Origin of the sequence: Citrobacter sp. CK198 (assembly GCF_030333295.1) — a bacterium.
Classification (GTDB): Bacteria; Pseudomonadota; Gammaproteobacteria; order Enterobacterales; family Enterobacteriaceae; genus Citrobacter_B; species Citrobacter_B koseri.
On record NZ_JAOWGE010000023.1, the window covers coordinates 276438 to 290047 of the forward strand.

Consider the following 13610-nt stretch of genomic DNA (forward strand, 5'->3'; position numbering starts at 1 on the left):
AAGAAGAAAAAGGCATATACAAAAAGCCCGGTGGCGCGAACGCTTGCCGGGCCTACGTAAACTACGCCATCAAACCAGCGCTTTCACGATCTCCATTAACCTGACGATATCGTCAGGCCGGGTGTTTCCGGTTTGCGGATCGATAATCGAGCTGTAAACATGCGGCATCACGCGCGGCACGCCCGCCTCCAGACAGGTTTGCAAAATAACGCCGAAATTTTCCAGGGAAATGCCGCCGGTCGGTTCGATCAGCGTCATCCCGTTGCGGGCTGCGCTGGTTGCCAGCACATACAGCTCCGGTAACGACGTCTCGCCGCCCATCGGAAAAAACTTCGCCGCGTGCGCCCCCATATCCTGCATCATGCGTACCGCTGCATCGCAGGAAACGCGGGCCGGCGTCCCCTGGCTGCTGCGAACGCCAGTGGAGATAAGCACCTCGCCCGGCGTGCCTGTCGGGCTGACCAGCGCGTTGATATGCGTTTTTTCGCCGCCCGTTGCCGCCAGCGCGCCAGCGGCAAAACCACATCCGGTAAAGGTCTGGTTGACGTGCGCCGGGTGTACCTTTGCAGCAATCATCGCCGCCTTATAGTATTGCGCCGGATCGCCCGCTCCCAGCCCCACGGAGATGCACGGCACCTCCGCCATCCAGCGTTTTACCTCCTGAACACCGTCTTCCACTGAGGCAAACTGTGCGGAGAGGACGCCAATCGCCGCATGGCCTTCGGCAGCATCATAGATTTCCCTGGCATTGGCGATATCTTTCGCCAGTACGTTAATCGCCACACGATTACGATAAAAATTAATCTGCTGCATGGTCGGCAATCTCCTTCAGTCGCGCCACGATTAACGCCATTTCCCCTTCTGCGACCGTTCGCGGATCGAGGCTGAAAACGCCCTGGTGGAGGTTATAGCGACGGGCATAAATGGCGATATCGCCGCCGCGCAGCTGAGCTTCGACTTCGCGGGCATCCCGCCCCAGTTCACGGGCATTCACCCGAATACGAATACGCCAGATCGCGCGCCCGGCCTCATCCTGCTCAATATCCGCACTCAACCCACGAATCGCTGAAATGGCGTCGGCTACCGGCTGAAGCTGTTCGGCGGTGACTATCGTCTGCCCCTGGTGATAATTCTCCAGCGCATATACCAGCCCGACCATATTCTCCTTACCGATCTTCATCGCTCTGGCGATGCCGTGATGCTGCGCTTTGCAGGCGGCGATCCACGTTCTCTTGCCGGTGATAAATCCAGAGGTTGGCGCATTGAAGGCTTTCGCGCCGCTGTAGACAACCATATCCGCGCCGCTCGCCACCCAGACGTGCAAATCCTCCTCGGCAGCGGCATCAACAATTAACGGCAGGTTGTGAATCTGCGCCACCTGGACGAAGTCCTCAATGCCCAACATCCCCTTCTGCACGCAGTGATGTGATTTCACATACAGCAGGGCGGCGGTGTCATCGGTAATCGCACTCTCCAGTTGCCAGCGCGCGGCCAGGTTGCTCGACCCCACTTCCACTACGCGCCCGCCACCCAGACGGATCGCGCTGGTGATCGGCGCGCCGTAATCCACATTATGCCCACGCAGCATCACCACTTCATTGGCCATACCGGTACTGTCCGGCATTAGTGTCACCCTGAACGGGTCGCCACGGGTAATGGCGGCGGCAACGGCAATCGCAATTCCCGCCGAGGCGCATGAGGTGACATAACTGTCTTCAGCGCCGGTATAGCGGGAGACCCGCTCACCGGTTTTTTCCACCAGCTTGTCGAGCTCGACAAAAGCGGAGGCCGCACGCGCCGTGGCGTGCATCACCTCCGGCGCGACGCTGGAAACGCCAAGAATCGTCATCTTGCCGCAGGCGTTAATCACCTGCTTTAGCCCCAGCTGTTGATAGATATTCTGTGTCATGGCTTACAACACTCCCAGCAGCGAGCAGACCACGCTAAGCGCCACAATCGACAGCAGAATGGTGGTATAACGCGGCCCTTTCTTCACCAGAAAGATATAGATGGCAAATACTGCCGCCAGCGGCAGCAGGCCAGGCGCAATCGAATCGAGGATCTGCTGAACCACCACTTCAGAACCTTTCAGGGCGCTGATTTTTAGCGGGGTGGTGATCTTGACGTAGCTCGCCGACAGCGCCCCCATCATGATCAGCCCCAGCACGTTAGCGCCGTAGATCAGTTCCTTGATTCGCCCCCCTTGCAACAGCCCGACGATGGAATCACGCCCCAGCGTATAGCCTTTGTGAATCAGGCCGTAGCTGATCGCCAGCGTAATGGCCGGATAGAGAATCAGCGGCGCAATACCCCCGAATGCGCTGCCATTGGCGGCGAACGGAATAAAAATCGCAATCAACAGCGGCATCACCGCCGCCCAGACGATGGAATCGCCCATCCCGGCCAGCGGCCCCATCAGGCCGGTTTTAATCCCGGTGATGGAGGCGTCGCTGATCGGTTCGCCACGCGTTTTCTGCTCTTCCATAGCGATGGAGATGCCCTGGATCACCGCGCCAAAGGTCTGTTCTGAGTTAAAGAAGTTCAGATGGCGCTTCAGCGCTTCCACCTGTTCCTCTTTTTGCGGGTAGAGTTTTTTGATGATCGGCGTCATCGAGGCGCAGAAAATCAGGCTCTGTAAACGTTCATAGGAGTTAGAAACCTCCGCACCCAGCCAGTAGATAAACCACGCCCTGGTGATGTCCGCTTTGGTCAGCGCTCCGGTTTCCCGCGCACGCTCAACCAGTTCATGTTGCATTACGTCGCTGCTCATCATGCTGCTCCTTCATTTTTCGCCAGGCCTTTAATCAGGAAGGCCACACAGGTGCCGAAGATTGCCATCGCCATGATGTCGACCTTGAGGTACAGCACCGCGAAGAATCCACCGATAAACCACGGCAGCAGACTCTTTTTGCCGATCACCATAATGGTGATGGCGAAGCCCAGCGCCGGGAGGATCCCGCCCATGATTTCAAAGGAGTGGGTCAGCCAGTGCGGCATCAGCTTGAGGAAGCTTTCTACTACGTTCTGGCCGAAATAGTTGGCGGCGAACACCACCGGGAAACGCAGCGCCAGACCGAGTAACGCCGGGTAAAGGAAAGCGCAGCGCATAATGCCCGCCATGTTTGCCGTTTCCGCGTGTTTGTCGGCCATATGTACCCAGGCGGCGTTCAGCGTACGGCGTAGCTGGTCGAGGAATACGCCGATCACGCCAAACGGAATCGCCAGCGCAATCGCCAGGTTGGGGTCCATTCCGGCTTTAACCGCAATGGGGATCGAGATACAGGCCGCCAGCGCCGGATCTGACGGCACGTTACCGCCCGGCGTCGAGGTCACGCCCAGATAGACGAGCTGCATACCCGCCCCGATGATCATCGCCGTCTGCATGTTCCCGAGCAGCAGCCCCACAAAGACCGCGACAACCACCGGCTGAAGCAGCATGGCGGAGAAGGTGTAGCCAAGGCGTAATCGGGCAAACCAGTAATACAACCCCATCAGGCTTGCAAAGACTAAAGTATCCATAGTGTTATCCCATTATCAGAGGGTTAGAATTTTTTCAGGATATCGTCCAGCGACTGTGGTTTATCTTCCGGGATAGTCTGGAAGAACACCTGAATCCCACGACTTTTCAGGTCGTTAAGAATGCCAACGTCTTTTTCATCGAGCGTAATGTTCTGGAAAACCGCTTTGCGGTTTGGCCCACCGCCTAAGCCCCCAACCTGAATGGTGGTGACATCAAATCCCTGCTGCACGGCCTGTTGAATGGCCGCCAGAGACGGGAACAACACCAGCACATTGCCGTCGCCGAGTTGGTTTTCTTTCCACGATGCCGCAAAGCTCTGGTTGCTGTAGCAATCCACTTTGATGTTTGGCGGCGCGGCCATCAGGTAGATGTTTTTCATAAACGGATCGGCATCCAGTTCGTCACTGACCACGGCAATCCGGTTCGCCTGGGATTGTCCGACCCACTTCGTCACGACCTGCCCATGAATCAGACGGCTGTCGATGCGACATAACACGATGTTTGCCATAATGATTTTCCTTATTGTGATTGTTGTAATTGACGAACATGGGCGACGACATCCAGACAACTGCTGCGCCCGGCTTCCACCAGACCGCTCACGCAGGCGGTAAGCGGGCCGTGTTCGCGCCGGTCCAGCGCCTCCAGCAGCAGCGAGGCGTTCAGCCCGGAAACCACCGCTACCGGATAATCTGCACTCAGTCGTGCCGCCACGTTGGAGGTCGTGCCGCCAACAAAATCGGTCAGAATAAGTGAGCCTTCCGGCATGGTTTTCACCACGGCTTCGACACGTTGATAAAACTCGCCCAGCGTATCCACGGGCATGAGCGCAATTTCTGTTACGCCTTTAATTTCCCCCATCACCATGCGAAGGCTGTTGCAGAGCTGTTGTCCCCAGCCGCCATGCGTCAGCAGCAGGATCTGGGGCAAGGATTCAGTGGTAGTCAAAATGGCCTCCTGGCTCGATTACATGAGACTGGCAATGCCCGATAGCGCCATCCGGCACACATTGCCCGGTGGCGCTACGCTTACCGGGCCTACGAACCGGGCCTACGAATAGCAAACGCCATCCGGCAAAACTCATCAAAGTAAGAGCAAAGGCTGTGCCAGGATTAGTGTCACGCGAGGGGAGAAGAGAGGTCTGGCGAGGCGCAGCGCCACGCCAGATAAGGGATCAGCTATAGAGTAATTCGTAGATATAAAAATATTCCGCGTCCGATAAACGGATGGCATAAGCCTCTTCAATCGGCAGGAAAGCCGATTTGATGACACTAAAAGCGCGGGCATCCAGATCCGGTTTGTTTTCCAGCGCCATCTGTAACGGTTTTCGGTTAATCACGATACGCTCGACCATGCAGCAGCAGTGGATCAGGAAGCGCAGTGTCACCTGGCGGCTTGGTTTCAGCGAAAGCGCGGTGGTCAGATGGTTAAGCACCCCTTCCATTTCTTTCAGAATACGCTGCGGGTTAAGCACTGAAATATGGTTGATAATGCTCTCCATCGTCAGCGCGCTGATAAAGCGCATTGCGCTGCGTTCCATTTCCAGGCGACGTTCAGCGCTGGTGAGGTCCGGCGTTAACAGGCTCAACACCAGTTCCGGCCCCTGCTCAGAGAACAATTCCTCCAGCGAAATGAATGGAATATCCGGCAGCCCCGGCTGGAAGGTGCCAACAATACCCGCCAGTCGTTCACTGGCATGCAGCGGCTGCTGGACGCGCTCCAGGCTGCGAACATCGTTGTAATCGAGGATCACCATCCGCGTGTCCTGCGACATCAGCTCGCCAAAACTCTCCTCCAGCACCTTTTTGATTTTTTCCGCCGTGCCCATGCCGGTAATACAGGAGATAACCAGCACTTTGCCGCCGTTTTCCTGCTGTGGCGTACAAAGCTGGCAGGGGATGCTTTTACCCTGCATTAACGCCGCCAGCTGCGGCAGGTCGCTGGTTTCATAGCTTAAATCCAGCCCCACCTCCAGCAGGCTGGTCAGGGTTATATTTGGCATCAGCAGAACGTCAATCTGGAATAATTTGCTGATCGTACTGCCAAAATGTACCAGCGAGCCGATGTCCACCATCAGGATCAGCCGCTGATAACGTCGGGTCTGAATCATCTGGGTCAGGGTTTCCAGCGTGTCATGCACCGACTGCTCAAACGGCATATCGATAGCACTGAACAACTCGCGCTCCAGCACCCGATTCACATACTGCGCCATGCTTGTGGCCGTCGTTGCGCCGTGAGCAATCAGGATCACCCCGCAGTCCGGGCTGGCGTCGATACGCTGACGATAATGACGACACTCTTTGAGGAACAGACACAGCCAGACCACTTCCGTCGCCGGACACTGAATATGCAGCAATTCATTGATTTTTCGGCACAACAATGTGGCGTTGTCGTACTCATCTTTGCAACGATCGAGGATCAGGCTGGAAGAATAAAGCTGCGGAATCAGGCCGCGCTGAACGTAGCCAATCAGCGCCAGAAAATGTTTACGCAGCGGATTTACCAGGTTCTCCGGCAGCGTAAACGTAAGCACCTGCTCCACGCAGCCAATAAGCAGCGTCACGCGTTCCTCAATCTGGTCGCCATAACGCGGCGGATGCGCAATATTGTCGCGACTGTAGAGGCCATATTCAAAAATCGAGCTGAGCTTATTTTTCAGGATCGCCAGCGTTTCCGCCGGAGGCACGTTACTGTTGCGCAGATTGACGTATTCGCGGGTCAGGAAGCTGTAAAAGAGATCGCTCTCTTCAATCTCGGCACCCGTCGCCAGCGACGTTTTCAAGGCGGGCAACGTGCGCGCGTCAACGTTCAAGCGCTCTTTGCCATCAAACAGCGTGTCCACCAGCAGACGTTGCTCCGGCGTGGCGTTAAACGGCATTTCCGCCAGCCGTTTATCCAGTTGCAGCGTATCGTTATGCTCCGTCATCCCCGACGCCCACGCCTGAGCGCAGAGGAACTGGATATCACTCTTGAGCTGGCCGATGTTGCCTTCCAGCGGCTTATTCAGCAGCCAGAGCAACAGCGTCTTGTCGATACTCACCGTGCGCTCAATTTTGCGACTTTCACGTTGCAAAAAGCCGACAATCAGCTCCACCTGTTCTTCGATTGAACGCTGGCGAATGCCCGGCAGATCGATACAGACCTGAATACGCCGCTGAAAAGTACGTAACAACGCCGAACTTACCGGTTCTGTCGTCGCGCAAATCAGGCGTACCGATATCGAACGCGCCTTGCTGCTTGCCCCCAGCGGACGGTATTCACCTTTATCGAGAATGGAGAACAGCTTTTCCTGCCCTTCATATGGCAGACGGTGTACCTCATCCAGCAGCAGATAGCCGCCGTCCGCCTGCTCCACCAGGCCGGGTTTATTCTCGCTTGCTCCGGTAAACGCCCCCTGTCGATGACCGAACAGGTGCGAAGAGAGCAGTTCCGGGTTATGGGCATATTCCGCACAGTTAAAATAGACCAGCGGCGGCAGGGGGCCTGCGGCGTGCTCGCAGGCAAAGCGGTGCATCAGTTCAGCAAAGAAGGTTTTACCAACGCCGGAAGGTCCGGTCAGCAACACATGCAACCCGTGGGGGTAAAGCACTGCGGCGCGGCCTTTTTCTACTGCATCGCGCAGGCTGCGATCGTAGCCAATCAGACCGGTAAAGGGATCGTCGATTGTGTGTCCTTGCTGACGCGGCAACAGATCGGCAATCGTACGTACTTCACGTTCGGCGTCATCCAGCTTACGCCCCAGCAGCGTTTCCAGCGCCTGACGGTGCAGGAAAAACACCGGGCGGCCCCGGCTTTTGATCGCCAGACCATCATTGCAGAGTTGATTGAGATCTTTACTGACCGAGTTGCGCGCCAGCCCGAGGTTAAAGCCAATGGCTTCCGCCGTAAATGCCGTCTCCTGCGCCAGATCGGCAAGATTCAGCCCGCGCGTCAGCCGTTCGAGTTCCCCCAGTATTACCTCAATCCGTCTCATCTCTTTACCGCTTAAGAAATAAATGATTGTTCAGAACATACACTATTCTGCTGCGCAAGAAAGTGAGAGAGCGGGGAGAATCCGCCTACAACTTACAGACGAGACGGTTTTGCGAAGTAATGCGGACCGCTGAGAGAGTCGTGTTCTGTCTATACTTATGCTTAAACTTTGAATACTGGATGATGACGATGAAACAAACCGCTCTGCTGCTCTTTACCGCCCTTCTCGCGCTGCCAGGCATTGCGTTGGCTAACTCGCCTTATAGCTCGCTTCAGACCGCTAACGAAAAAAGCACCGTCCTGAAAGAGCTACGCAAAATGTGTACGCCGCAGGCATCGCTGTCGGATGAGGCATGGGAGAAGATGATCATGTCGAATGAGAGTAATCAACAGCACATCCGCGAAGCCATCGTGGCGATAGAAAGGAACAACCAGAATAACTACTGGGAAGCGCTCGGCAAAGTCGAATGCCCGGATATGTAAAACGTCATGGGTGACCGAATCGTCACCCCTTTTGATGTATTATCGCGTCGTTTGTATGCGAACTTTTACCGTCACCAGCAGCGCCGTCAGCAACATCAGGCTGCCGGAGAGCGCCAGCGGCGACAGCAGACCAAGGTTATCAAGCGCATAACCGCCAACAGCCGCACCGCAGGTATTGGCAAGCTGGATCACCGCAACCTGAACGGACCCGGCTTTTTCCGCCTGATCGGCAAGCGTACGGGTGATCCACGTTGACCACCCTACCGGCACCAGCGCAAACGACAGCCCCCAGACAATCGCGATCCCTGCCGCCACCACTTTTTCGCTTCCCCACAACGTCAGCACCAGCGCGCTGACGGCCAGAACCAACGGCGCGCCTGCCAGCGCCAGTTTGACCGAGCGTTTAAGAATAAAAGAGGAGAGCGACGTTCCCACAAAACTGGCGATGCCAAAGCTCAGCAGCACCAGCGTCAGGCCATCGACATCAAAGCCCGCCAGATTCATATACACCGGGCGGATGTAGGTAAAGAACGCGAACTGTCCGGCAAAGGACATAAAGATGGCGATCATCCCCGCCATTACGCCGGGACGTTGCAACAGACTGAAGATATTTTGTTTTTGGTGAGACGGTTCGCCAGGCAGCGAAGGTAACGATTTCACTACCCAAATAACACACAGTACGCCCATCACCGCCGCCGCGTTAAAAACATGACGCCAGCCAATAATCCCACCTAAAAAACTGCCCAGCGGCGCGGCGATCACCAGCGCGATGGAGACCGCGCCAAAAATAACCGACAACGCTTTAGGCACGGTACGCGGCGGCACCAGACGCATCGTCAACGAAGCCGACATCGCCCAGAATCCCCCCAGCGCCAGCCCCAGGCAGGCACGCCCGGCCAACAGCAGCGTGAAGGAAGTTGCAAACGAGACCAGCAGACAGGAAAGCGTTAATAAAACGGCAAACAGGATCACCACATAGCGACGATCGGTCGCCTGAATAATTTGGGTGATAAACAGGCTGGCAAACATGGCGACAAACGCCGTTACCGTTACCGACTGCCCGGCGACGCCTTCAGAGATTCCGAGGTCCTGCGCCATCGGCGTCAGCAGGCTGACGGGCAAAAACTCAACGGTGATCAGGAAGGCAACACAGAACGCCACAGCGAAAACAGCCGACCAGTTTGGCCGGATAATCGTCTCAGCATGGGATTGTTCTTCGATTCTTGCACTCATTTCGTTACCTGCGTCTTTCTCTGCCAGAAAAGCCGTGCAGTGTAACATCTAAAGTGTGACGCATTTAACGTTTTAGCAACTTTCCTTTGTTGCAGGGAAATATGCTTACCCGATCGCATGATGAAAAATGCGCCATGATATTCGCGCGCCTTCGCATTCACAGTGGGAAGAAAAGGACATAATATAGCACCAAGTGCTATATTTACGGTTACAGGATGTCAACCCGATGCGTGTATTTAAAACCAAATGGTTTGCCAGGGAAGCAAAGTCCCATGCAATCAAAGACGAAGAGTTATGTAAGGTTATTGCAGCAGCAATGCAGGGAAAAGTGGAGGATCTCGGTGGTGGGGTTTACAAAAAACGCCTCAATCAGAATCGCGATCGCGCGATCATCCTCGCAAAAGGCGGTATACATTGGTTTTATACATTTTTATATGCCAAACAGGATATGGCAAACATCGACAACGGTGAATTAGCCGGGTTCCGCGAGTTAGCAAAGCATTATGCTGGTCTCGCTGAAGATAAAATGACGGCATTGATTAAAAGTAAAGAATTGGTGGAGATTTGCCATGACTGCAAAAAATAAATTCAAAAGCCCTGCTTTTGAAGCTATTCACAGCGCAGCTTCTGGATTATTCAGCGTTGACGCCATTCCCCAGGAAACGATGCGCAACTTTGACAAAGCATGCCTCAGTAGCGTGGAGGATCTTCAGCCGCTTGAAATCAAAGCACTACGCGAGAAGCTGAACGTCAGCCAGCCCGTTTTCGCGCGCTATCTGAATACCAGCGTTTCTACAGTGCAAAAATGGGAGAGCGGCGCAAAGCGCCCCGGCGGTATAGCGTTGAAGCTTCTTACCATTGTGCAAAAGCACGGACTAAAAGTGCTGGCCTGATGAGTCTCGCTGATAAGCAATTAACACCATTCGTTATATGCAAAATGGCACATACCGTTCTCAATGCAACCAGTGCACGCCATCTTCAGGTTGAAAAAGGGCGTTGTAGCGTATCTGGAAGGCGTTAATCTCTTGCATATCCGGTTCTATTTCGCGCAGAAACCCCAGCGCCAGGCGTACCTGCGCGTCAGTAATTGGCGCGGCCAGACGCGTTTTTTGCAGCTGACGATACCACTGTTGCAGGTTCTGATCGCTGCCATCCACAATCACGATCTGCCAGATTAGCAATATCTGGGCGGCATTTTGCAGATGTGATTCATCAGGACGATGCAGGTACTGTAAAAACGCCTCTCCAGGCGCTTTGCCCATCTGGTCGATCATTGATTCCACCGGCACCACGCTGATGCCCAGACGCTCGCTTAACCGACGAATCGCACGCCGGGCCCCCGAGGTGAGCACCCTGAAGCCAACAATAAACACCACGACCAGCGTGGCCAGCATAATCCAAATCATGCGCACATCCGTTACTCAACAGGACGTCCATCATAACGACAAATTCTCGACAGGCAATGTGGAGCATCACCCTGCGCGCAATAAAAAAGCCCGGCGCCAGGCCGGGCAAAACGTTACCAATACACACTTAAGCGACTTTCAGTTGCTGTATTTTTTTCTCGCGGCGAATTTTACGTTCTTCCAGCACCGCGACCATCGCCATCAGGCAGATGCAGCTAATGGCAGCGGCATCCAGCGCGGCAAAGGTGCCCGCCCAGCCGGTCAGACCAAAGACTGGCGTACCGTCGGCAATCATCCCCAGCCCCAGCTTGGCGAAGCTGTCGCCGATCAGGTAAGCGAAGGTGCCTTTAATGCCGTCCGCCGCGCCGATCGCTTTTTTCGGAACGAAGCCGACTGCCGCCACGCCGATCAGCAACTGCGGGCCAAACACCAGGAAACCGAGCGCGAACAGGGACGCCAGGTAGACGTACTGGTTGCTGGCATGTTGGTAAACGCCGAGGGTGGCGATAATCAGCGCCAGCGCAACGCAGGCCACCAGCGCGCGACGACCGTTCGCCAGATCCGACAGCCAGCCCCACAGCAGCGTGCCGACCAGCGCGCCCACTTCAAACAGGGTAAAGCCCTGAATCGCCACTTCTTTTGAGAGTTTCAGTTCCTGGAATGCGTAAACGGTAGACCACTGGTCGATACCAATACGCACCACGTACAGGAAGATGTTGGAGAAGCACAGCAGCCAGATCACTTTGTTTTTCAGGACGTATTCCACAAAGATCTGCCACTTGGTCATCTCATTTTCTTCGGTCTCTTTGTCCTCTTCGCTGATCTCTTCGCCGAACAACTCTTCCGCCTTACCAAGACCATAAGATTCCGGGGAGTCGCTGCCAAAGCGCAGGCCGATGAAGCCCACAATCAGCGCGATGATCGACGGGAAGATAAACATGCCGATCACATGGCCGTCGAACAGGTAGTTCGCGCCGAACAGCGCCACGCCTGCCGCGCCAGCGCCGCCGAGGTTGTGGGAGATATTCCAGAAGCCGAGGAAGGTGCCGCGCTTACGACGGGGCGTCCATTTGGTGATGGTGGAGTAACTGCACGACCCGCCGGTACTCTGGAAGAAACCGCTCAGCGCGTAGAAGGCGATCATCAGGAACAGGCTAACGGAACCGCTCCCCATGCTGGCGCTGAAGCCCAGCATACAGATAGCGGAAAGAATCAGCATAAACGGCAGGAACTGCTTGGTGTTTTTGCCGTCGGCATAGTAGGAAACCAGCGTTTTGCCTACGCCATAGGTGATCGAGAAGCCCAGACCAATCATCCCCAGTTGCGTCATGCTCAGCCCGTAGGTGGAGATCATGTCGTTCTGGGCGATGTTGAAGTTTTTGCGGATCAGGTACATGGTCAGGTAGCCGATAAAGACCACCAGATAGGACTGCATGAACGGTTTGAACCACATTTTGCGCCGTACATCGAGCGGCAGATCCAGGGTCGGCTTACGCACCTGGTTTAAGAAGTTCAGCATGGGACGGGTATCTCCTGATTTTTTAAGCCTGCTTTATTGCAGGCATTGTAAAAATCAGCCGCCCAACCAGCCTGAGACAGCGTCCAGGCGAAACCGGGAAAATTTCTTAGTTTTGCCCCACTCGGGGTAAAAAGGTGAAGTCCGTCACGTAATGCTGGCCTCGCGCGGCGCCTGCGCGTTCAAAAACGGCAGCAGCAGCAGGGCGGAAATGCCCGCCGCGATGGCAATCACCACAAAGAACCCGGTCCAGTGCCAGGTTTCCATCACCTGCGCCAGCGGCCAGCCGGAGAGCGATGCGCCAAGATAGGCAAACAGACCGACAAAACCGGTTGCCGCCCCCGCCGCCTCTTTGTGCGAACATTCCGCAGCCGCCATGCCGATCAGCATCTGTGGGCCAAAGACAAAAAAGCCGGTGGTGAAGAAGCACGCCGCCTGCATCACGTAACTGGCGAACGGCATCAGCCATAACGAACCGACAGAGAGCAGTATTCCGGCAGCGAAAATCAGGTTCATTGGCCCACGGTTGCCGTTGAACAGTTTATCTGAGCCCCAGCCCGCCACCAGCGCGCCGATAAACCCGCCCAGCTCGAACATCGTGACCGCCGTGTTGGCGGTGACCAGATCGACACCCAGCGTCTCCGACATATACAGGTTGCCCCAGTCGTTGATCGCCGCGCGTACCACGTACACCAACACATAGCACAGCGAGAGCAGCCAGATATAGGGATTCAACAGCACGTATTTGGTCAGGATCTCTTTGCGGGTCAACCCCGCGCCCTCCTGCTGCTGAGCGATTTCCAGCTCATCATGCCGCCAGTCCCCGACCGCTGGCAAACCGATAGCCTGTGGCCTGTCACGCAGCCGCCAGCAGAGAAAAATGCCGACGATAATCGCCAGCGTTCCGGCAATCATCATCCCGGCGCGCCAGCCGTAATGCAGAGCGGCAGCAGCCATGACGATCGGAATCAACGCCCCACCGACGTTATGCGCAGTATTCCAGATAGCCCACCACCCGCCACGCTCATTACGCGAGTACCAGGACGTCAGCAGACGGGCGCACACCGGCGCTCCCCAGCCCTGGAAGAAGGCATTCAACGCCCACAGTAATGCAAAGGCCCACAGCGACGTGGAGAAACCGAACAGGATATTCACCACGCCGGTGGCGATCAGCCCAATGCCCATAAAATAACGGGCGTTGGAACGGTCGCTGACGATGCCGGAGACAAACTTCGACAGGCCATAAGTGATGTAAAACAGCGTCGCCAGCAGGCCGATATCACTGCGGGTCAGCACGCCGCTGATGAGGATCTCCGGCACGGCGGCATTAAAACTTTTACGAGTGAAATAGAACAGCGCGTAGCCAAGCCAGATGGTAAGTAAGATCTGTCGCCGCCAGTAGCGGTAACGCGCATCGACTTCGTGTTTATCGGTTATCAACGGCGCATTTGCCGGAGCTTTCAGAAACGTCAGCATCGCCGCT

The 13610-nt window shown here is 55.6% G+C and carries 14 protein-coding genes; 3 read left to right on the forward strand and 11 right to left on the reverse strand.

Annotation, left to right across the window (positions count from 1 at the left end; genetic code table 11):
- Positions 1-69 precede the first annotated feature (69 nt).
- The 7 genes from dagF to dagR form a co-directional block, all read right to left on the reverse strand.
- Positions 70-813 (reverse strand): 2-dehydro-3-deoxy-phosphogluconate aldolase, encoded by a 744-nt coding sequence (dagF, locus tag OGY62_RS03765; RefSeq protein ID WP_071259151.1) that lies wholly within the window; start codon positions 811-813, stop codon positions 70-72.
- Positions 800-1909, reverse strand: a complete 1110-nt coding sequence (dgaE, locus tag OGY62_RS03770; RefSeq protein WP_286459128.1) for a D-glucosaminate-6-phosphate ammonia lyase — start codon at positions 1907-1909, stop codon at positions 800-802. The genes dagF and dgaE overlap by 14 nt, the downstream gene beginning before the upstream one ends.
- A 3-nt stretch (positions 1910-1912) precedes the next feature.
- The gene (locus tag OGY62_RS03775) at positions 1913-2773 is read right to left on the reverse strand and encodes a PTS system mannose/fructose/sorbose family transporter subunit IID (protein WP_012135806.1); all 861 of its coding nucleotides are present in this window, start codon (positions 2771-2773) and stop codon (positions 1913-1915) included.
- Positions 2770-3519, reverse strand: coding sequence for a PTS mannose/fructose/sorbose/N-acetylgalactosamine transporter subunit IIC (locus OGY62_RS03780; protein WP_012135807.1), 750 nt, complete (start codon positions 3517-3519; stop codon positions 2770-2772). Before OGY62_RS03780 ends, OGY62_RS03775 begins: the two co-directional genes overlap by 4 nt.
- A 23-nt stretch (positions 3520-3542) precedes the next feature.
- The gene (locus OGY62_RS03785) at positions 3543-4028 is read right to left on the reverse strand and encodes a PTS sugar transporter subunit IIB (protein ID WP_042323421.1); all 486 of its coding nucleotides are present in this window, start codon (positions 4026-4028) and stop codon (positions 3543-3545) included.
- An 11-nt stretch (positions 4029-4039) separates the two neighbouring features.
- Positions 4040-4465: a PTS sugar transporter subunit IIA gene (locus OGY62_RS03790; protein ID WP_024131069.1), complete on the reverse strand. Its 426-nt coding sequence runs from the start codon at positions 4463-4465 to the stop codon at positions 4040-4042.
- Between the two features lie 226 nt (positions 4466-4691).
- Complete coding sequence (dagR, locus tag OGY62_RS03795) at positions 4692-7490, reverse strand: transcriptional regulator DagR (protein ID WP_286459130.1); 2799 nt, start codon at positions 7488-7490, stop codon at positions 4692-4694.
- A gap of 188 nt (positions 7491-7678) precedes the next feature.
- On the opposite strand from dagR, the gene OGY62_RS03800 reads away from it, so the two are divergent.
- The gene (locus OGY62_RS03800) at positions 7679-7972 is read left to right on the forward strand and encodes a YicS family protein (protein ID WP_024131070.1); all 294 of its coding nucleotides are present in this window, start codon (positions 7679-7681) and stop codon (positions 7970-7972) included.
- Positions 7973-8011: 39 nt separating this feature from the next.
- On the opposite strand, the gene nepI is transcribed toward OGY62_RS03800, so the two are convergent.
- On the reverse strand, positions 8012-9205 hold the full coding sequence (gene nepI, locus OGY62_RS03805; RefSeq protein WP_286459133.1) for a purine ribonucleoside efflux pump NepI: 1194 nt from the start codon (positions 9203-9205) through the stop codon (positions 8012-8014).
- A 226-nt stretch (positions 9206-9431) separates the two neighbouring features.
- On the opposite strand from nepI, the gene OGY62_RS03810 reads away from it, so the two are divergent.
- Both OGY62_RS03810 and OGY62_RS03815 read left to right on the forward strand, forming a co-directional pair.
- Positions 9432-9791, forward strand: a complete 360-nt coding sequence (locus tag OGY62_RS03810) for a type II toxin-antitoxin system RelE/ParE family toxin (protein ID WP_104867989.1) — start codon at positions 9432-9434, stop codon at positions 9789-9791.
- Positions 9775-10098 (forward strand): helix-turn-helix domain-containing protein, encoded by a 324-nt coding sequence (locus tag OGY62_RS03815; RefSeq protein WP_047460187.1) that lies wholly within the window; start codon positions 9775-9777, stop codon positions 10096-10098. The genes OGY62_RS03810 and OGY62_RS03815 overlap by 17 nt, the downstream gene beginning before the upstream one ends.
- A 60-nt stretch (positions 10099-10158) precedes the next feature.
- Here OGY62_RS03815 and OGY62_RS03820 read toward each other — a convergent pair whose 3' ends face one another.
- The 3 genes from OGY62_RS03820 to OGY62_RS03830 all read right to left on the reverse strand — a co-directional run bounded on the left by OGY62_RS03820 (position 10159) and on the right by OGY62_RS03830 (position 13603).
- On the reverse strand, positions 10159-10611 hold the full coding sequence (locus OGY62_RS03820; protein WP_012135814.1) for a DUF1198 domain-containing protein: 453 nt from the start codon (positions 10609-10611) through the stop codon (positions 10159-10161).
- A gap of 127 nt (positions 10612-10738) precedes the next feature.
- Positions 10739-12130 (reverse strand): hexose-6-phosphate:phosphate antiporter UhpT, encoded by a 1392-nt coding sequence (gene uhpT / locus OGY62_RS03825; RefSeq protein ID WP_012000765.1) that lies wholly within the window; start codon positions 12128-12130, stop codon positions 10739-10741.
- A gap of 144 nt (positions 12131-12274) precedes the next feature.
- Positions 12275-13603: an MFS transporter gene (locus OGY62_RS03830; RefSeq protein ID WP_230009549.1), complete on the reverse strand. Its 1329-nt coding sequence runs from the start codon at positions 13601-13603 to the stop codon at positions 12275-12277.
- Between the last annotated feature and the right edge of the window lie 7 nt (positions 13604-13610).